General features: G+C 67.7%; 14 protein-coding genes. 6 read left to right on the top strand and 8 right to left on the bottom strand.

The window, feature by feature from the left end; translation table 11 throughout:
- Positions 1 to 9 precede the first annotated feature (9 nt).
- The 4 genes from AC5P99_RS11950 to glyQ all read right to left on the bottom strand — a co-directional run bounded on the left by AC5P99_RS11950 (position 10) and on the right by glyQ (position 8,991).
- The gene (locus tag AC5P99_RS11950) at positions 10 to 3,867 is read right to left on the bottom strand and encodes a translocation/assembly module TamB domain-containing protein (RefSeq protein WP_495213187.1); all 3,858 of its coding nucleotides are present in this window, start codon (positions 3,865 to 3,867) and stop codon (positions 10 to 12) included.
- On the bottom strand, positions 3,864 to 5,660 hold the full coding sequence (locus AC5P99_RS11945) for an autotransporter assembly complex protein TamA (protein WP_005414924.1): 1,797 nt from the start codon (positions 5,658 to 5,660) through the stop codon (positions 3,864 to 3,866). Before AC5P99_RS11945 ends, AC5P99_RS11950 begins: the two co-directional genes overlap by 4 nt.
- A 256-nt stretch (positions 5,661 to 5,916) precedes the next feature.
- Complete coding sequence (glyS, locus tag AC5P99_RS11940; protein WP_049449891.1) at positions 5,917 to 7,992, bottom strand: glycine--tRNA ligase subunit beta; 2,076 nt, start codon at positions 7,990 to 7,992, stop codon at positions 5,917 to 5,919.
- 87 nt (positions 7,993 to 8,079) lie between these two features.
- Positions 8,080 to 8,991 (bottom strand): glycine--tRNA ligase subunit alpha, encoded by a 912-nt coding sequence (glyQ, locus tag AC5P99_RS11935; RefSeq protein ID WP_005414927.1) that lies wholly within the window; start codon positions 8,989 to 8,991, stop codon positions 8,080 to 8,082.
- 83 nt (positions 8,992 to 9,074) lie between these two features.
- Between glyQ and AC5P99_RS11930 the strand changes: the two genes are divergently transcribed.
- The 3 genes from AC5P99_RS11930 to AC5P99_RS11920 are packed head-to-tail and all read left to right on the top strand — an operon-like array spanning position 9,075 to position 12,590.
- On the top strand, positions 9,075 to 10,910 hold the full coding sequence (locus AC5P99_RS11930) for a GspE/PulE family protein (RefSeq protein ID WP_049449893.1): 1,836 nt from the start codon (positions 9,075 to 9,077) through the stop codon (positions 10,908 to 10,910).
- Positions 10,882 to 11,628, top strand: a complete 747-nt coding sequence (locus tag AC5P99_RS11925; RefSeq protein ID WP_012481650.1) for a glutamine amidotransferase — start codon at positions 10,882 to 10,884, stop codon at positions 11,626 to 11,628. Before AC5P99_RS11930 ends, AC5P99_RS11925 begins: the two co-directional genes overlap by 29 nt.
- 50 nt (positions 11,629 to 11,678) lie before the next feature.
- Positions 11,679 to 12,590, top strand: a complete 912-nt coding sequence (locus tag AC5P99_RS11920; protein ID WP_005411674.1) for a BPSS1780 family membrane protein — start codon at positions 11,679 to 11,681, stop codon at positions 12,588 to 12,590.
- A gap of 107 nt (positions 12,591 to 12,697) precedes the next feature.
- On the opposite strand, the gene tatC is transcribed toward AC5P99_RS11920, so the two are convergent.
- The 4 genes from tatC to AC5P99_RS11900 form a co-directional block, all read right to left on the bottom strand.
- Positions 12,698 to 13,447 carry a twin-arginine translocase subunit TatC gene (gene tatC, locus AC5P99_RS11915; RefSeq protein ID WP_005411675.1) on the bottom strand — a complete coding sequence of 250 codons (750 nt, stop codon included), beginning with the start codon at positions 13,445 to 13,447 and terminating at the stop codon, positions 12,698 to 12,700.
- On the bottom strand, positions 13,444 to 13,905 hold the full coding sequence (tatB, locus tag AC5P99_RS11910) for a Sec-independent protein translocase protein TatB (protein ID WP_088435999.1): 462 nt from the start codon (positions 13,903 to 13,905) through the stop codon (positions 13,444 to 13,446). The genes tatC and tatB overlap by 4 nt, the downstream gene beginning before the upstream one ends.
- Before the next feature lie 15 nt (positions 13,906 to 13,920).
- On the bottom strand, positions 13,921 to 14,148 hold the full coding sequence (gene tatA, locus AC5P99_RS11905) for a Sec-independent protein translocase subunit TatA (protein WP_005420453.1): 228 nt from the start codon (positions 14,146 to 14,148) through the stop codon (positions 13,921 to 13,923).
- Positions 14,149 to 14,223: 75 nt separating this feature from the next.
- Positions 14,224 to 15,117: a lipid-binding SYLF domain-containing protein gene (locus AC5P99_RS11900; RefSeq protein WP_005411678.1), complete on the bottom strand. Its 894-nt coding sequence runs from the start codon at positions 15,115 to 15,117 to the stop codon at positions 14,224 to 14,226.
- A 165-nt stretch (positions 15,118 to 15,282) separates the two neighbouring features.
- Between AC5P99_RS11900 and hemH the strand changes: the two genes are divergently transcribed.
- From hemH to AC5P99_RS11885, 3 genes are all read left to right on the top strand, one after another.
- Entirely contained in the window at positions 15,283 to 16,245 is a 963-nt protein-coding gene (gene hemH / locus AC5P99_RS11895) for a ferrochelatase (RefSeq protein ID WP_012481653.1), read from the top strand.
- A complete protein-coding gene (locus AC5P99_RS11890; RefSeq protein WP_164222691.1) occupies positions 16,242 to 17,096 on the top strand; it encodes an alpha/beta fold hydrolase in 855 nt (284 codons plus the stop codon). The genes hemH and AC5P99_RS11890 overlap by 4 nt, the downstream gene beginning before the upstream one ends.
- A gap of 290 nt (positions 17,097 to 17,386) precedes the next feature.
- Positions 17,387 to 19,492 carry a methyl-accepting chemotaxis protein gene (locus tag AC5P99_RS11885; RefSeq protein WP_495213186.1) on the top strand — a complete coding sequence of 702 codons (2,106 nt, stop codon included), beginning with the start codon at positions 17,387 to 17,389 and terminating at the stop codon, positions 19,490 to 19,492.
- The last annotated feature ends 520 nt before the right edge of the window (positions 19,493 to 20,012 follow it).

Here is a 20,012-nt window from a genome sequence, read left to right as displayed (position 1 = left end):
GGCGTGGCTCTACTTCTCCCGCCGCCAGTTGATCGAACCCCGGTTTTCCACCGTGCTCGACTCCACTTCCACGTCGAAGCCGCGACGCAGCAGGTACTTCAGCGTGATCACCGAACCGGCACCGACCAGCGACACGCCGTAGCCGACGTACAGCTTGGGCGAGATGTACTTGCCGACCCCGATCACCGAGCCGCCCAGCGCGCGCGACTGGCTCACGCCGGCATCGTCCAGGCCCAGCTTGGCGCCCAGCTGCGACGCCAGCAGGCCGCTGCCAGCCGAGAGCGCCGCCGAGGCCGCGTTGACCTGCTGGGCCTGGTCGCTGCTGGCACCGGTCAGGCTGCGCCCCAGCACCAGGTAGGCCAGTGCCTCGGACTGCGACATCGCCGGCTCGGACCAAACGTCCGCGCGCGGCTGCTGTGCACGCCCGGTCACGTCGATGCCGGCGGTGACATCACCGATCCGGCGCTCGGCACGGATGTTGATGCGCGGGTCCGACACCGCGTTGTAGTTCCAGGTGAGGTTGCCACGGGTGATGGTCAGGTCCTGCCCATACGCCTTGTAGCGTCCACTCACTTCCAGCCCGCCATTGGCGGTCATTTCGCGACCAGGTTTGGCCCAGACCTGCATCTTGCCGGTCAGTGCGCCCTTCAGGCCGAAGCCGGTCATCTTCACCTTGTCACCGAGGCTGACGGTCAGGTCCATGTCCAGCGGCGAGGTGCGCGACTCTTCCGGATCGGCCGGATCGAGCACCACCACGTCCTCGGACACCGAGGTGCCGCGGTCCAGGCGCTCCAGGTCGATGTCGGCCTCGGGCACGTGCACGGTGCCACGCAGCTCCATCGCCGCCTTGGCCAGGGTGAAGTCGAGGTTGGGGTTGGCGACGATGCGCAGCTCGCTGGTGTTGGACAGCAGCACGTTCTCGCCGTGGATCTTCAGCTGCAGCGGCTGTGCATCGCCGAACCACGACAGGCCACCATCGACATAAAGCGTGCCCTGGCCCGAGTTGGCCTGCGCGGTGATCTTTGCCGAACCGTCGGGCTGGGCCACGAAGCTGCCCTTGCCCTGGTCGAAGGTCAGGCCCAGCGCGGGGAATTCGCCCTTGAAGTTGCTCAGCTGGGCGTCACCGCCCAGCGATGGCTGGCCGCGCGTACCGCGCAGGCTGACGTGGCCCTCGATCAGGCCGGTCGGGCGCACGATGTCCGGCGAGAACAGCTCCAGCCAGTACAGCCGCGACATGTTGAGGTAGAGCTCGCCGTTCAGCGGCGCACTGGCCTCCCAGCCGGTCTGCATCCTGGCATCGACGAAGCCGTTGCCCTGGAAGCCCATGCCCAGGTAGCCCTTGATGCTGGCCGGGGTCATGTCGAGCTTGAGCGAGAACTGGTCATAACGCACCAGCTCGCCGCGGGTGGTATCCCCCACGGTGTTGCGGTTCTCGCCCAGGCGCACGCCGCCTTCCTTCGAGCGCACCTCTACATGGCCTTCCCAGGCATTGCCGCGCGGGCGGATCTGCGCGTCCAGGCTGACATCGCCACGCAGGTAGATGCGGCGGCCGGACTGCGGCGGCAGCCACGGCTGCACCAGCGCCAGCGGCAGCGCATCACTGCGCACCACCAGGCCCTCACGCGGCCAGTTGGCCTGTGCGCACAGCGCGCCGCTGCTGGCCGCGGCCAGGCAGGCTTCGGACAGGGTGTAGGTGCTGCCGTTGATCGCGAACGCCGCCGGTGCACGCAACGACCAGGCATCGCCCTTCACCGGTGCGATACGCAGCGACGCCAGTTCGCCGCGCCACTGCGCGCCCTGTTGGCGGACGCTGCCCTGCAGCTCGATCGCACCCATCTCGTTGCGGGTCTGCGCGGCCAGGCGCAGGTTGGAGACACTGCCCTGCGCATCCACGTTCAAGCGTTCCAGCAGCATGCCGGCGTTGACCTGCTGGCCCTGCACCGCCAGCGTGCCGCTGTCGCCGCGCCATGGCAGGTGGCCCTTGATGCTCACGCTCTCGGCGCCGTAGCCGTCCCAGTTGAGGTTGTTGCCGACCAGGTCGGCGGTGATGTCCGGCGCATCGCGCGGGCCCTTCACCTGTACCTGTCCACGCAGGCCGCCATCGGCGCCGGGCAGCAGATCGCTCAGCTGCAGCGGTTCGAAACGCGCGTCGATGTCGAGGCGGTCGCCGACCTTGCCCGACGCGGTCACCCGGCTGCTGCCCAGCGACAGCTTCAGGTCGCCCTGGCCCTGCGCGCCCTGCAGCGCGAACTTGCCCTGTGCGTCGAGATTGCGCTGGCGGAGGATGCCCTTCAGCGAGGGCAGGTCGACGGTGGCTTCCAGCGTGCCGGCGGTGCCCGGCGGCGCGTTTGCCGGCGGCGGCAGCTGGCGGCCCTTGGAGGCCAGGTTGCCGGACAGGCGGCCGTTCCAGCCCGGCACGAAATAGCCGGGGTCGAAGTCCTTCAGCGTGGCCTTGGCATCCCAGTCCAGCTGCGGTGCCCACGCCACCTGGCCTTCCACCTGCAGCTGCCCACCCGGCGTCTGTGCCTGCAGCTGGTGGATCGACGCGGCCTGGTCATTGCCGCGTACGTCGAACTGCAGCTGTGCCTTCTGCTTTTCGCGTTCGACATCGGCACGGCCGGTTGCGGCCCACGCCTTCAAGGTACCGGCCAGGCCGAAGCGCGCTTCCTTCAGGGTGACCGGCACCGGTGCGCTGCCGGCCGTGTTCGGATCGGGCGCCGGCACGTAGGTCAGGTCATGGGCGACCACCGAGAAATTGAGTTTCTGCTGGTCTTCCTGGCTGAAGTCGGCGGTGCCTTCCAGCCGTGCCTCACCGCCAAGCCCTTTCACCAGCAGGGGCGACACCTTCAGCACCTGGTCCTGCAGCGACACCACCGACGGTGCCAGCTCCAGCTCCTGATCACCCTGCTTCACCTTGCCACGCAGGTTGGCGTTGCCGCCCTTGCCAGCCGCGGTGAAGTCCAGTGCGAGTGGTGCGATCGCCGAGCTGGCCAGTGCCGGCGACAGCAGCGCCAGATCCAGTTCGTCGCTGCGGATGCTGGCGCTCCAGCTCGGATCGGTGCGGCCATCGAACACCAGCATCGCGTGCAGCGGCTTCGGCGCGCGCCCGGCTACGGCCACTTCCATGTGCGCCAGGTCACCGCGTGCCACCAGCCCCACCGTCGCTGCGGTACGGCCACGCGGGGCCGGCAACACTGCGGTGACGGTCACGTCGGTGTCGTAGTCCTTGGCCGGGATGTAGCGGCCCTGGGCGGTGAAGTTGCCCATGTCGCTGTCCACGACCAGTTTGTGCGCCTGGAACTCGCCATTGGCGATCTCGATGCCACCTCGCACACGGCTGATGTCGATCACCGGCTCGTTGGCCTGGCTGATGCGGAAGCCGTCGATGGCAATGGCATCGGCCTGGATCGCCAGCGGCATTTCGATCTGCGGCAGCGAATCGGGCCACGACGGCAGCTTGAACGGCTCGTCACTCTTGGCCAGGTTCAGCGTCGCGTTGGTCAGCTCCAGCTTGTCCAGCAGCAGCTTGCGGCCCAGAAGCGGGCGCAGGTCCGGCTCCAGGTGCGCGCGCTCGGCGTGGAAATGGATGTCGTCGTAGCGGAAGTCGACGTTGTACAGGGTCAGCGGACCGGCCACCGGGCCGTCCACCTTGTCCCAGGTGAAGCTGGCGTCCACCGGCAGCCGCGCCACCACCTGTGCCAGCAGCACATCGCGGCCGGCCACGGTCTGCAGCAGCCAGTACACCGCCAGCAACGCCAGCAGCACCAGGCCGATCACGCCCACGCCGGACCACGCCCAGAAGCGGCGGCGGCGGTAGAAACGCACGCGCGGCGGCGGCGTGTTCGGGGTGGGTGCGGGCGTGCTCACAGGTCCGCTCCGATGTTGAGGTAAAGCTGGAACTGCGAATCCGGGTTGTTCAGGCCATGCGCGATATCCACGCGCACCGGGCCCACCGGCGATTTCCAGCGCACGCCGAAGCCGACGCCGGTGTGCAGATCAATGGTGTTGTCGAATGCGCTGCCGGTATCGACGAACACCGCCGCGCCCCACGGGCCGCCATTGAAGTAGTGCTCGTACTCGGCCGAGCCGATCACCAGGTTCTTGGCGCCCAGCGCGTATTTGTCGGGTTTGGGTGTGCGCGGGCCGACTTCGCGGTAGGCGTAACCGCGGATGCTGCGGTCACCGCCCGCGAAGTAGCGCAGGCTCGGCGGCATCGCCACCAGATCGCTGGTCCAGGTGGTACCCCCCTCGCCGCGCAGGATCAGGCGGTTGCTTTCACCCACCGGGATGTACCAGCGCAGCACGGCGTTGGCCTGCACGAAGCTGGTGTCCGAGCCGGCACCTTCAACGCCGGCACGCATCGTCGCAGTACCGCTGATGCCCTTGCGCGGGAACATCTCGTCGTCGACGTTGACGTAGTCGGCAACCATCTGCGGGTACACCAGCGTCGAGGTGTTGTAGACGGCATCGGTGAATTCAGTGCCGGAGGCATAGCGCCAACGCTCGCGCAGTGCGTTGATCGAGGCGATCGCGGTCCAGTGCTCGTTGATCTCGCCGCTGCGGCTGGCGATCAGCTTGAAGTTGCGCAGGTCGATGTAATCGGTCTGCTCGTCATACGCACTGGCGGCGAAGGTGTACCAGCCGTCAAGCCAGTTGAAGGCGGGGATGCGGTAGCTGGTCACCAGGCTCTTGCGCTTCTGCGCATAGTCCAGCTGCGTGTTCATCTTGTGCCCGCGGTTGTTCAGGAACCGCCGCTCGATGCCGCCGCGCACACCCGGGCCACTCTCGCTGCCGTAGCTCAGACCCGCGGTATAGATGGTGCGCTTGGCGCGGGTCAGCTTCACATCCACCGGCACTTCGCCGTTGGCATCGGCCTGGTCGGGCCGTGGCTGGATGTCGATCACGCTGAAGTAGTCCAGCTTGGTCAGCGACTCGCGCAGCCGGTCCAGCTTGCCCTCGTGGAAGTAGCTGCCCTGTTCCCAGTACACCAGCGGGTCGAACAGCTTGTCGACGAAGTAATCCTGCTCGAAACGCACCGGCCCCATGTTGTAGCGGCGGCCGCTGTCCCAGGTCAGGTCGATGTCGGCTGCGTTGTCGGCGCGGGTGATCTGCACCTGGCGCTGGGTGTAGTCGGCATCGAAGTAGCCACGCTCGGCCAGGCGACGGGTGATGGTGATCTTGCTGGCTTCGTACTGCGTGTGCTCGAAGCGCTGGCCCTTGCGGGGCTTGAACGCGGCCAGGTCGTCCTGCAGGTACTGGTCATACATCGCCGGCCCGGTGATGTCGATGTGCTCACGGCGCACGGTCACCGGGGTGCCCTTGTCGACATGGATCAGCACCCGCACATGCTCGTCCTCGCGCGGCGCCTCGACCTTGATCACCGGGTTGTAGTACCCGAAGGGTTCCAGTGCCTGGCGGGTCTGCCGCTCGGCCTGCGACAGCAGGTACTCCAGGCGCGATTCGCCCTGTTCCTTGCCGATCGTGTCGTACAGCGACAGCGATTCCTGGATGTTCTCGATGATTGCGGCGTCGTCGCCCTTGTCCAATCCCTTGATGTCCACCTTGTCGATGGTGCCGCGCGCGTGGGCCACGGAGGTGGCGGCCAGCGACAGGACCATCAGCGGCAGGGCGTATTTCTTTGGCTGCATGCGGCACAGCATACCGACCGAAGGTGACGATGCGAAATGCATCACGTCATTCGGGATCGGTTGTTAAGTGGCGGTCAAAATACGCGCCTTTGTGGCGATCCTCGTGATCGCAGCCGAGGATGCCGGCATCGTGCGCGATGCCGGCGATGACCCCGATGGACATCCGCCGACGGTGTTCCGGTAGTGCCGACCGCTGGCCGGCAATCCACAGGTCGATGCGATGCGCGGTGGCAATGCCGGCCAGCGGCCGGCACTACCGATACGGGCATCAGCTCGACAGATGCTCGATCGCTGCCACCTTGCCCAGGCGCTCGCCCAGCATCGTCAGCAGCGCCAGGCGGTTGCCACGCAGCGCCGGATCTTCCGCATTGACCATCACGCCATCGAAGAACGCGTCGACCTGCGGGCGCAGGCGGGCCAGGCGCGCCAGCACCGCCACGTAATCCTTCTGATGCAGGCTGGCGCCGGTGTCGTCGATGGCCGCAGTGACCGCTTCAGCCAGCGCGCGCTCGGCGTCTTCCTGCAGCAGCGCCGGGTCGATCTGGGCCGGAATGTCGGCTTCAGCCTTGCGGAGGATGTTGCGGATGCGCTTGTTGGCCGCAGCCAGCGCCTCGGCTTCCGGCAGCGCGGCGAAGGTGCCGATCGCGTCCAGACGGCGGTCGAAGTCATACAGCGAGACAGGCTTCAGTTCGGCCACCGCATTGAAGTGCGTGGCTGGCACGTTCTTGTCGCCGTAATAACCCTTCAGGCGGTCGAGGATGAAGTCGTACAGCTCGCCGACGTCGGCCTGCACGTTGCGTGCGGCCAGGCCGGCGTTGGCGCTGGCCAGCAGCGCGCGCAGGTCCAGCTCGAAGCCGCTTTCGATGATCGTGCGGGCCAGGCCCAGCGCATTGCGGCGCAGCGCGAACGGATCCTTGTTGCCGGTCGGCTTCAGGCCTGCGGCGAAGCCGCCGGCCAGCGTGTCCACGCGTTCGGCAATGGCCAGTACCTTGCCCAGCGGCGACAGCGCGATGTCATCACCACCGAAGCGCGGCTGATAAGCCTCGTCGATGGCCAGCGCCACCTCGGCCGATTCGCCACCGGCCACGGCGTAGTGGCGGCCGGCGATGCCCTGCAGCTCCGGGAACTCGTTGACCATGCGCGACTGCAGGTCGTTCTTGGCCAGTTCGGCAGCCCGCCTGGCCTGCGCGGCATCGGCACCGACCTGGGGTGCGATCACTTCGGCCAGTGCCGCCACGCGCGCCACCTTGTCGGCCACGCTGCCCAGCTTGGCCTGGTAGGTCACCGTCTTCAGCCCCTCCCCCATCGACACCAGGCCCTGCTTCAGGTCCTCGTCGAAGAAGAACTTGGCATCGGCGAAACGCGGACGGATCACCCGCTCGTAGCCCTTGGCCACTTCGGCCACGTTCTTCGATTCGATGTTGGCGATGCCGATGAACTTCTCGGTCAGCGTGCCTGCGGCATCCAGCACCGGGAAGAACTTCTGGTTGATCTCCATCGTCTCGATCAGCGCTTCCTGCGGCACCGCCAGGAACGCGGGCTCGAAGCTGCACAGCACCGCCGATGGCCATTCGACCAGGTTCACCACCTGCTCCAGGTTGTCGTCGGTGATGCGGGCGCTGCCACCGGCCTTGGCCGCAGCGGCCTCGACCTCGGCGACGATGCGCGCGCGGCGCTCGCTCGGGTCGACCAGCACGAACGCGGCGCGCAGCGCTTCAACGTAGTCCTGCGGCTGCGCCAGCGACACCGCCTGGTCATGGTGGAAGCGATGGCCACGGCTGACGCGGCCGGCCTGCAGGCCGAACAGTTCGGCCTCGACCACGTTGGCGCCGTGCAGCAGCACCAGCCAGTGCACCGGGCGCGCGAAGCCCCAGGCGTGGTCGCCCCAGCGCATCGGCTTGGGAATCGGCATCGCAGCGATCGCCTCGCGCAGGATCTCCGGCAGCAGGCTGGCGGTGCTCGCGCCCGGGGTCACCGCGCGGTGCACGAAGCGCTCACCCTTGTTGTCGGTGGTCTTCTCCAGCGCGGTCCAGTCGATCCCGGCCTTGGCGGCGAAGCCCTGCAACGCCTTGGTCGGCTGGCCTTCGGCGTCCAGCGCAATGTTCAGGTACGGGCCCAGCACTTCGCTGTGCTGCTCCGGCTGTTCCAGGCCGACGCCCGGCAGCAGCACGGCCAGTCGGCGCGGGGTCGACAGCGGGCGCGCATCGCCCAGTTCCAGCGCGACGCCGCGCTTGCGCAGGCCTTCGACGACACCGTCGAAGAACGCCTGGGCCAGGCCCGGCAGCGCCTTGACCGGCAGTTCCTCGGTGCCCAGTTCGATCAGCAGGGGGGACAGTTGGCTCATCGGTTCGATCCTGTGGTGGGGGCGCAGCGCGCAACGCGTCCGGCGCCCCGGGTAGTTGATGAAAAGCGGGTCGGTGCGGGAGGGCCGTCAGGCCTTCTTCGCGCCCGGGAAGCCCAGCTTCTCGCGCTGTTCGTAGTACGCCTTGGCCACCGCCTGGGCCAGCGCGCGCACGCGCAGGATGTAGCGCTGGCGCTCGGTCACGCTGATCGCACGGCGCGCATCCAGCAGGTTGAAGGTGTGGCTGGCCTTCATCACCTGCTCGTAGGCCGGCAGCGGCAGGTTCACTTCCACCAGCTTCTGCGCCTCACGCTCGCAGGCGTCGAAACGGTGGAACATTTCTTCCACGTCGGCGTATTCGAAGTTGTAGGTGCTCTGCTCCACCTCGTTCTGGTGGTAGACGTCACCGTAGGTCACCGGCTGGCCGTCCGGGCCGTAGGTCCAGACCAGGTCGTAGACGTTGTCGCAGTTCTGCAGGTACATGCACAGGCGCTCGAGACCGTAGGTGATCTCGCCCAGCACCGGGCGGCATTCCAGGCCACCGGCCTGCTGGAAGTAGGTGAACTGAGTCACTTCCATGCCGTTGAGCCAGACTTCCCAGCCCAGGCCCCACGCGCCCAGCGTCGGCGATTCCCAGTTGTCCTCGACGAAGCGCAGGTCGTGCACCAGCGGGTCGATGCCCAGTGCCTTCAGCGAATCCAGGTACAGCTGCTGGATGTTGTCCGGCGCGGGCTTCATCGCCACCTGGTACTGGTAGTAGCGCTGCAGGCGGTTCGGGTTCTCACCGTAACGGCCATCGGTCGGGCGCCGCGACGGCTGCACGTAGGCCGCATTCCAGCCTTCCGGACCGATCGCACGCAGGAAGGTGGCCGGGTGGAAGGTACCGGCGCCCACCTCCAGGTCGAGCGGCTGGATGAGCACGCAGCCCTGCTGGGCCCAGAACTGGTTCAGGGTCTGGATCAGGCCCTGGAAAGTGATCGGAACGGTCGGGGTCGCGGACATGCGTACGAGTCTTGGCCGGCAAGGGGGTGCGCTAGTATAACGGCCGACCTGCGGGGCATTCCGTACCCGGGAGGAGCAGGCAGATGGAACATCGGCTGCCGGCAGGCACGCCCGGCGAGGCGGACGGCGTCCCACTGCCCTGGGGACGGCTGCATTTCGAGCAGATTGCCTCGGCCCTGACCGCCGATGGGCTCGTGGCCGAGCAGGACCGCGAGCGCATGCGGTTTTCCGCACAGGGCGCGCGCAACGCCAGTGAAGTGCATCCGCTGGTACTGCTGTCCAACCTCAAGCTGGCCGCCACCGGCGGCGGCGAACTGACCCTGGAACGCCTGACCGAGTGGCTGGCGCAGCGCACCGGCAGCCGTTACCTGCGCATCGACCCAACCCGGGTGGACGTCGCTGCGGTGACCGCGCTGGTGTCGCATGCCTACGCCCGCCGCCATCGCTTCCTGCCGCTGGCGGTGGATGCCGAGCGCGTGCTGGTAGCCACCAGCGAGCCGCTGGTGCAGGAATGGCGTCGTGACCTGCAGCACCTGACCCGCCGCCGCATCGAGCTGGCGGTGGTCAACCCGCTGGACCTGCACCGCTACACCATGGAGTTCTACGGGGTGACCCGCTCGGTGCGCGGCGCCCGTGGCGATGTGCGCGGCGAGGCCAGCACCACCCTGCCCAGCTTCGAGCAGCTGGTGGAGCTGGGCCGCACCGGCGACGTCAATGCCGACGACCAGCACATCGTGCACATCGTCGACTGGCTGCTGCAGTACGCCTACGAACAGCGCGCCTCGGACATCCACCTGGAGCCGCGCCGCGAGATGGGGCGCATGCGCTTCCGCATCGACGGCGTGCTGCACAAGGTGTTCGAAGTACCGCCGGCGGTGATGACCGCGGTGGTCAGCCGTATCAAGGTGCTCGGCCGCATGGACCTGGCCGAGCGTCGGCGCCCGCAGGATGGCCGCATCAAGACCCGCTCGCCGGGTGGCCGCGAGGTCGAGATGCGCCTGTCGACCATGCCCACCGCCTTCGGCGAGAAGTGCGTGATGCGCATCTTCGACCCGGATGCCGCATTCAAGAGCATCGACCAGCTCGGTTTCAGCCCGCAGGAGGCCGCCGGCTGGAATGCGCTGGTCGAGCGCCCGCACGGCATCGTGCTGGTCACCGGCCCGACCGGCTCGGGCAAGACCACCACCCTGTATTCCACGCTGAAGCGGCTGGCCACGCCGGACGTGAACGTGTGCACGGTGGAGGACCCGATCGAGATGATCGCGCCCGAGTTCAACCAGATGCAGGTGCAGGCCAACATCGACCTGGACTTCGCCAGCGGCGTGCGCACCCTGCTGCGGCAGGACCCGGACATCATCATGATCGGCGAGATCCGCGACCTGGAGACCGCACAGATGGCGGTGCAGGCCTCGCTGACCGGCCACCTGGTGCTGTCCACCCTGCATACCAACGACGCGCCCTCGGCGGTCACCCGCCTGCTCGACCTGGGCGTGCCGCATTACCTGCTGGCCAGCACCCTCAACGGCATCCTCGCCCAGCGCCTGGTGCGCACGCTGTGCCCGCACTGCAAGCAGCCGCACAGCCTCGGCGCGGCCGATTGGGCGGTGCTGGCTGATAGCCATGCTGCATATCCAGATGCCGCCACGCCCTGTCGGCCGGTCGGTTGCCTGGAATGCCGGCGCACCGGATTCCTCGGCCGCATCGGCCTGTATGAGTTGCTGCCATTGGGTTCGCGGCTGCGCGGGCAGATCCGCGCCGACATGGACCTGGCCGGTTTCACCCGTGCCGCGCGGGCTGAAGGGCTGCGAACCCTGCGCCAGGCCGGGCTTGAAAAGGTGGCGCAGGGGCTGACTACAATCGAGGAAGTCCTGTCAGTGCTGCCGCCCCCGGATGAACCCAGCCCCGTTCCTGATCCTTGAAACCGGCCGACCGGTGCCGTCATTGCGCCGCTACGGGCGCTTTCCGCACTGGATCCGCGTCGCCGCCGGGCTGGAAGAACACGAGACGGTGGTGGTCGATGTCGAGCACGGTGGCGCCCTGCCCGACCCTCATGCCTTCGCCGGCGTGCTGGTGACCGGCTCGGCCGCCTTCGTCACCGACCATGCCGACTGGAGCGAGCGCAGCGCCGCGTGGCTGCGCCAGACCGCCCACGACGACCTGCCGGTATTCGGCATCTGCTACGGCCACCAGCTGCTGGCACATGCGCTGGGTGGCGAGGTGGCCTACAACCCGGCCGGCCGCGAGTCCGGCACGATCGAACTGGAACTGCAGCCGCAGGCCGCGCAGGACCCGCTGTTCCAGGGCCTGCCGCAGCACTTTGCCGCCCATGCCACCCATCTGCAGACCGTGCTGCGCGCGCCCGATGGTGCCGAGGTGCTGGCCCGTTCACCGCTGGATGGCTGCCATGCCTTCCGCTGGGGCCGCCAGGCCTGGGGCGTGCAGTTCCATCCGGAGTTCGCCACCCACCACATGCGTGGCTACGTGCGTGCCCGCGCCGACTGCATCGGCCGCCACGGCGGCTGCGCCCGCAGCATCGAGCGCGCGGTCAGCGCCGCGCCGCTGGCCCGCCAGCTGTTGCGGCGCTTCGTCCGCCAGGCACGGCTGTCTTCAGCCCAGCCGGTGGCAAAACAGGGATAATCGGCGGCACGGGCAGCCGCCCGGCCCCCTCCTGTCCTTCCCGGATGTCCATGAAAGAGATTCGCAAGCTGCCGGCTTCGGCGGGCGCCCAGTGGTTGCTGGATACGTTCTCCCTGTACCGGCGTGCGCCGCTGCAGCTGGCCCGGATCGGCCTGACCTGGCTGCTAGTGAGCTGGGTGGTCACCTTGTTGTCGACGCTGATTCCCGGCGCCGCCGGCATGGCCGTGCAGCTTATGACGCTGGCCATTTCGCCGATCATGTTCGGCGGCATGCTGTATGCCGTGGGCGAGATCGATGAAGGCCGCCCGGGCCTGGCCTCGCACCTGCTGCAGCCGATCCGCGACCACCGCGTCAGCCACCTGCTGGTGCCGCTGGCGATCCAGGTGCTGGCGGTGCTGCTGCTGGGCGCGCTGCTGTTCCTGATGATCGGCCGCGAGGGCTTCACCGCCTTCAGCGAGGTCATGACCAAGATGGAAGAGATCAGCCGCAGTGGCCAGCAGATCAAGCCGGATGACGCGGCCGCGCTGGTCGCCAACCTGCCGGCCAAGCGCATCGCGCTGTGGATGCTGCTGGTGTTCCTGAGTGCGGTCGCGCTGTCGCTGGCGATGTTCACCCAGCCGGCACTGGTGGTGTTCGACAAGCAGAGCGGCATGCACGCGCTGCGCCTGAGCCTGCAGGGCTGCATCGAGAACATCGGCGCGATGATCGTGTTCGCCGCGCTCGGCCTGATCGCCGCGTTCTGCATGTACATCCTGTTCGTGATCGTGATCCAGATCGCGATGCTGATCGGCGGCCCGCTGGCCGCCGCCTTCATCGCCCAGCTGGTGCTGACCACGGTGCTGATGCCGCTGTATGTCGGCGCGGTCTACGCCGCGTGGAAGCAGATGTTCGTGCACCGTGGCAGCCGCGCGGCGCCGCCGATCCCGACCACGCCGACCTCCAGCGACGTGTTCCACGCCTGACCAGAACGCAGGTAGATCCACGCCATGCGTGGATAGAAAAGGGGACGGATGGGATTAAGTCGTTAAAGGCAAAAACGACTTAATCCCCTCCGTCCCCTTTTTGTCTTTCAGGCGGCGGGCTTCTTCACTACCGACGACGGCACCAGCCAGCGTGCGGCGTGGATACCCAGCTCGTACAGCAGGCACATCGGAATCGCCAGCATCAGCTGCGATACCACGTCCGGCGGGGTCAGCACCGCCGCCAGCACGAAGATGCCGACGATCGCGTAGCCGCGGCCTTCCTTGAACTGCTGCGGCGTCACCCAGCCCAGCAGCACCAGGATCACCATCGCCACCGGCAGTTCGAAACTGCCACCAAAGGCGAAGAAGATCGCCAGCACGAAGTCCAGATAGGCATTCGCATCCGGTGTGATTGCGATCACGTCCGGGCTGAAGGTGGTGAGGAAGTGGAACACCGCCGGCAGCACCAGGAAATACGCAAAGGCGCAACCGGTGTAGAACAGCAGCACCGATGACACCAGCAGCGGCACCGCCAGGCGCTTCTCGCGTGCATACAGACCGGGCGCGACGAACGCCCACAGCTGGTACAGCAGCCACGGTACCGCCACGAACAACGCGACGAAGAAGGTCAGCTTCAGCGGTGCGAAGAAGGCACCGGCCGGGTTGGTGGCGATCATCGTCTGCCCGTTCGGCAGCTGCGAGACCAGCGGTTCGGCCAGCGCGTTGTAGAGCTTCTGGGTGAACGGCAGCAGCGCCAGCAGCACCACGCCCAGGCCCAGCAATGCGCGCACCAGCCGGCCGCGCAGTTCCACCAGGTGTTCTACCAGCGAGCTCTCGCCGAAATCCTGTTCACTCATGGGTGGCGCTCCGGGCTCTGCGCCGGCGGCGGCGTACCAGCTTCAGCGGGCGTGGCCGAAACCGTCTCGGCGGCACCACCGTCCTGCGCTGGTTCAACGGCATCGGGCGCGGCGCTCATGTGCGGCGGCAGATCCGCGGGCGCCGGTGCACGGACTTGCTGCACCAGGTCATCGCCCTGCTGCTGCGCCTGCTGGGCTTCGCGACGGATCGCTTCACCGCTGGCGCGCAGCTGGTTCTCGGTGTCCTGCATGCCCTGGCGCACATCCTGCATCTGCCGCTTGATGTCCTCGGCCTGCAGTTCGCGCTCCAGTTCCTGTTTCACCGAATCCCATTGATTGCGGGCGCGACGCACCCACAGGCCGGCGAAGCGGGCCGCCTTGGGCAGGCGCTCGGGACCGAGCACCACCAGGGCGACCACTGCAATCACCAGCAGTTCGCTGAAGCCGATATCGAACACCGCAACCGCTCCGGATCAGCGAGCGTTACGGTCGTGCTCGTCCTGCGCGGTGCGCGACGCGTCCTGGCTGCGCGACTCATCGCCCAGCTGCGCGTTCGGCTTGTCCTCGTCGCGCATACCCTTCTTGAATTCCTTGACCGCCGAACCGAGGTCCTTGGCGCCGCTGGTCAGGCGCTTGGTGCCGAACACCAGCAGGACGATGGCCAGCACGACCAACCAATGCCAGATGCTGAAACTGCCCATAAAGACGCTCGTTACGTTAGTGATCAGGCTGTCGAGCATAGCGCACCGGCTGTCAGCCGGCGCGCGTGACGAAAGTCAGTTTCCGCCCAGCGTTTCCGTACGGATCTCGCCGTCATTCACCGGCTGGAAGCCCTGCTGCTGCGGCGGCGGGGTCTGCGGCACGTTCTGCAGCGGCGCGGTGGTGGCCTCAGCCGGCGCAGCCGGTGCTGCCTGAACAGGCGCCGGGGCAGCGGCCGGGGCGGCAGCCGGGCGCGGCGCGCTGCCGCCGTTGCCGCTGCGGTTGTTGCGCGCCGCGTAGGTGGCCTCTTCCAGGCGATCGCGGAAGGCGACCACATCCATCGACGGCGAACCGGCGGCGCGGCCTTCGAAGATCATCCGCGGCGTGGTGTTGCTGCCGTAGGCGTCCAGATTGGCAGCATCGTCGATCTGCAGCACCGCGCCATCCAGGGCGACGCCGGCAAACAGGCCGCGGGCGCGCGACCAGGACCAGATCTCGGCCTTCAGCTGGCCGTCGGTGGCCGCGGCGGCGTTGCGGCCCACCGGACCGGCGGCGACGCCAGCGTCGGCACCCAGCGTGAACTTGCCGTTGACCAGGTTGTCCAGGCTGCGGTCGTTGCGGAACACCAGCACCACATCGGAGGACTGCACGCCGGCCTGGAAGCCGATGCTGCCGCCGGTGAGCTTCACGAACACCGGGTTGGACCAGGCGCCGTTGGGCATGCGCACCGACATCAGGCCGTGGCCACGACGACCGCCAATGACCAGACCGGCCTTGATCGTGTCGGGAATGACGATGACCGCGCGGCCTTCGTCCAGCAATTTATCCGGAATGCCCTGTTCAGGGATTTCCTGGATTTCAGCCAGCACGCGCACGGCATTGCGCGCACGCTGGTCTTCCTGCGGCCCGGCCATGGCCTGGCTGGACAGCAGGCTGGCGGCGATCAGCAGGGCTTGGATCGGGCGACGCATGGCAGGCTCCAGAAGTCAGTCCATAGGAAGATATAGCAAGTGACTGAAATTAGTAGCGTTGTCATGAATCCCCAATGAGCGTTCCCTGCTCACATTGATGCGCGCTATGCCTGCAATCCGAACCCTGCATCCCGGCGCGACACCGGATCGGCGACAATACCGCCCATGCTCGACGCACCCGATACCGCCGTGCTGGCGGTCAACCTAGGCACGCCCGAAACGCCGACGGCCCCCGCCGTACGCCGTTACCTGGCTGAATTCCTGTCCGACCGCCGCGTGGTCGCGATCCCGCCACTGCTGTGGCAGCCGCTGCTGCGCGGACTGATCCTGCCCCTGCGCAGCAGTCGTTCGGCGGCCAAGTACGCCCAGGTCTGGCTGCCCGACGGCTCACCGCTGATGGTGCATACGCGCCAGCTGGCGCAGGCCATGCAGGCCCTGTTGCCGACCCTGACAGTGCGCCATGCGATGCGTTACGGCGAACCGGCGCTGGCCAGCGAGCTCGACCGCCTGGCAGCCGACGGTGCGCGCCGCATCGTGGTGCTGCCGCTGTATCCGCAGTACTCCACCACCACCACTGCCTCGGTTGAAGACCGCGTCGATGCCTGGCAGCGCCGCAATCCTGGCGTGACCGTCAGCCTGGTGCGCGACTATTCGGTCGATCCGGGCTGGGTCGAGGCCGTGGCCGGCTCGATCCGCCGCTACTGGGAACAGCACGGTCGCGGCCAGATGCTGATGTTCTCCTTCCATGGCATCCCGCAGCGCCTGGCCGATGCCGGCGATCCGTATCCGCAGCGCTGCGAGGCCAGCGCACAGGCCATCGCCAAGGCGCTGGAACTGGGCAGGGACGAGTGGCAGATGGGTTACCAGTCGCGTTTCGGCCGCGAGCGCTGGCTGCAGCCGTATGCCGAGCCCAGCCTGTGGGCGCTGGCCGAATCCGGCGTGAAGCAGATCGACGTGGTGTGCCCCGGCTTCGCCACCGACTGCCTGGAGACGCTGGAAGAAGTCGCGCTGGGGTTCACCGAAACACTGGCCGAGCGCGGCGCGACGATGCGCTACATCCCCTGCCTCAACGCCGAACCGGAGCACGCACGCGCGCTTGCGCGGTTGGCCGTGGCCTCGCTGGCATGAGTCTGCAACCGTTTGAACTGGAGGTCGGTGGCGCGCGCGTCGCCGGCCTGCGCAACCACGGCGATGGCCCGCGCGTGCTGGCCCTGCACGGCTGGCTCGACAACGCGGCCAGCTTCGTGCCGCTGGCGCCGCATCTGTCGTCGCTGCAGCTGGTTGCCATCGACCTGCCCGGTCATGGCCACAGCGCGCATCTGCCGGCCGGTGCCAGCTACACCACGGCCGCCGCGATCTGCCACGTGCTCGACGTCGCCGATGCACTGGGCTGGGACCGCTTCAACCTGCTCGGCCATTCGATGGGTGCCGGCATCGCCAGCCTCACCGCCTCGGTCAGTGATCGCGTCGAGCGCCTGGTGGCGATCGAAGCGCTCGGCGGCCTGCGCGGCCCCGAGGAAGAAACCGCCAATCGCCTGCGCGAGCATGTGAATGCCACGCGCGCACTGGCACGCAAGCAGCTGCGCGTGTTCCCCGACCTCGCCGCGCCGATCCGCGCACGGATGATGACCAACCAGCTCAGCGAGCACTGTGCACGGCTGCTGGTCGAGCGCGGCGTGGAACCGGTCGAGGGTGGCTACCGCTGGTGCAGCGATCCGCGCCTGATGCTGCCCACTGCGATCCGTCTCAGCGAAGGCCAGATCGACAACCTGCTGCAGGCCATCGCCTGCCCGACGCAGGTGATCTATGCCGCGCCAGCGCAGTCCTACTACCCCGAGCCGATGCGCAGCGATCGCCTGCAGCACCTGCACGATGGGCGGTTGGCGGTGTTTCCCGGCAACCATCACCTGCACATGGAAGATCCGGAACAGATCGCAGGCGTGATCCTGCGCTTCTTCAGCAACGACAACGCGGGCTGAGCAAAGGTATCCGCGCGCTTCACTCTGCGCGTCTGCGGCCGATACATCAGTTGCGGGCCCCTGCGTCCGCAGCACGCAGGTCCGGTCGGGCCTGCGGCGTGTGTCTGGTTCTGCAAGGAAGTCCGCATGCCTGCTCCATTGCACCGTCACCCACAGGATGTGGCCGCGGTGTCCCGTCTCCGCGTCGCTGATCGCGTCGCATTCCCCGAATTCCCGGCTCGCGCCCTGGTCGCGCACTCCTGCGTGCGCCGCGGCGTGGCCGTTGTCGTCTGCTGATCCAGGAGTCGCCGATGTCCGTTGCATCCTCCCGTCCCCCCGATACCGCCCGCCTGCCGCACCTGCAGCAGCTCGCGCACCGCGCTGACCGCCGCCTGCTGATCGGCAGCGCGGTACTGGCCTTGGCTGGCCTGGCGCTGGCCCTGCGCGGCCCGCAGGTGCAGGCCGCCGCGTTGGCGGCCGTCGCCGTGCTGCCAGCCGCGTGGTTGGGCGGGGCCCAGGCGGGCCGGGCCGTCGCCCGCAACGGTCTGGCGTTGCTGTTGTCGCTGCAGCTGGCCGTGTTGTGCGCGATCATCAGCCTGTCACCGGCATTGCCGATGGCCCAGCTGCTGGGCGTGCTGCTGGGCCATCGCGATCGCCTTCCGGTGTGGCTGGCCGGTGGCGTCGGTACGCTCGCCCTGCTGGCACCGCTACAGGGCGGTGCCGCGCTGTGGCCGACGCTGCTGCAGGCCGGCATGCTCGCGGGCCTGACCCTGTTCCTCGGCCAGGTCGCACTGCGCCTTCGGCAGCAGACCGAGGCCCTTGGCCACGGCCCGCGTCGGCTTGCCGCGCTGGCACGCGATATCGCCACCGGTGCCGATCTTGGTGCACATGCCGACACCAGCGCCTATGCACCGGGTTCACTGGCCCACGCCCTGGCCGACACTGCACGCCACGTGCAGGCCCAGCGTGGACGCGAGGCGGCGGCGCATGCCGAGAACGCACAGATCCGCCAGGCGTTGGATGCCTCGCGCACCGCGATGATGATCGCCGACAACGACCATGTGATCCGCTACGTGAACCGCTCGGTGGTGGCACTGCTGCGCAACCAGCAGGCGACGTTGCGACAGGCCTTCCCCGATTTCGACGCCGAGCGCCTGGTCGGCAGCAGCATCCATCGTTTCCACGCCAACCCGGACCGCATCCGCGCGATCCTCAACGGCCTGCAGGTAGCCCACAACGGCAAGGTGCAGATCGGCCCGGTGCACTTCGCGCAGGTGGTCACACCGGTGTTCGACGCGCAGGGCGTGCGCCTGGGCTTCGCCGTGGAATGGCATGACCGCACGCATGAGCTCGCACTGGAGAATGCCGTGGCCGGCATCGTCGCAGCGGCGGCGGCCGGTGACCTCGACCAGCGCCTGCGGGCCACTGAAGGCGCCAGCTTCCTCGATGGCCTGACCGGTGGCATCAACCAGCTGCTCGATACGCTCGGCAGCACCGTCAACGAAGTGCGGCAGATGCTCTCGGCACTGGCCAACGGCGATCTGGATCGGCGCATGCACGGCGAGTATCACGGCGCCTTCGCTGCCATCCAGCGCGATGCCAATGCCACGGCCGGGCAGTTGGCACGCATGGTCGGCCGCATCCAGGAATGCGCGGCGTCGATCAGTACCGCCGCCAGCGAGATTGCCGCCGGCAACGGCGCATTGTCCGAGCGCAGCGAGCGCCAGGCAGCGCACCTGCAGGAGACCGCAGCATCGATGGAGGAACTGACCGCCACCGTGCGCCAGAACGCCGCCCATGCGCGTGAGGCCAGTGCGTTGGCCGCCTCCACGCAGAACGCTGCCAGTGACGGCAACACGGCCATGCAGCGGGTGGTGGATACCATGCAGGCCATCGAAGGTGCCTCGAAGCGGATCGGCGACATCACCGGCGTCATCGACGGCATTGCCTTCCAGACCAATATCCTGGCGTTGAACGCAGCGGTGGAGGCGGCACGCGCCGGCGAGCAGGGCCGAGGCTTTGCCGTGGTGGCCAGCGAGGTGCGCGTGCTGGCGCAGCGTTCGGCGGCGGCCGCACAGGAGATCAAGAAGCTGATCGACGAAGCAGGCCGGCAGGTGGGTGAAGGTGCCCAGCTGGTGGCCGACGCCGGCCAGCGCATGCAGGGCATTGTCGGCGGCGTGGAGGATGTCAGCCACCTGATGCGTGAGATTTCTGCAGCGTCGCAGGAGCAGTCGATCGGTATCGAGCAGATCAACCAGACCGTGGTGCAGATGGATCAGGCCACGCAGCAGAACGCGGCGCTGGTGGAAGAAGCCACCGCTGCCGCACGTGAGCTGCAGTCGCAGGCGGGAACGCTGACCGAAGCAGTCTCGGTATTCCGCCAGCAGGAACCGCTCGAGGTCTCGCGGGTCGCCTGACCCTGGCCTTCCATTCGAGTTTGATCAGGACGGCGCCCGCAGGGCGCCGTCTTTTTATGCGTGACCTGCCCCTGCTAGTGCCGGCCGCTGGCCGGCAACCGATTGCTGTGTGGGCCTGCTGTTGGTAGCGGCCAACCTTGGTTGGCACCGTGGTTCCTGACGGAGGGCATGCACGCATGGCGTGGATCTACCGGGCGATGTAATGCCATCGGGTTGCCGGCCAGCGGCCGGCACTACCCGGTGTTTACCGCGCACAAAGTTGCCGGCCGCTGGCCGGCAAACGACCGCTGTGTGCGCCTGCTGTTGGTAGCGGCCAACCTGGGTTGGCGCCTTGGCTCCTCGCAGAGGGCATCCACGCATGGCGTGGATCTACCGGGTGATGTAATGCCATCGGGTTGCCGGCCAGCGGCCGGCACGACCCGCATTTACTGCGCACAAAGAAAAACCCCGCTGCGTGAGCAGCGGGGTTTTGGGTGTAAACCCTGGCGATGACCTACTCTCGCATGGCTTGAGCCACACT

The organism is Stenotrophomonas sp. YJH_SMC_80 (assembly GCF_059372495.1).
Note: the sequence above shows the minus strand (reverse complement) of the source record. Positions and strands in the feature narration are given on the sequence as shown.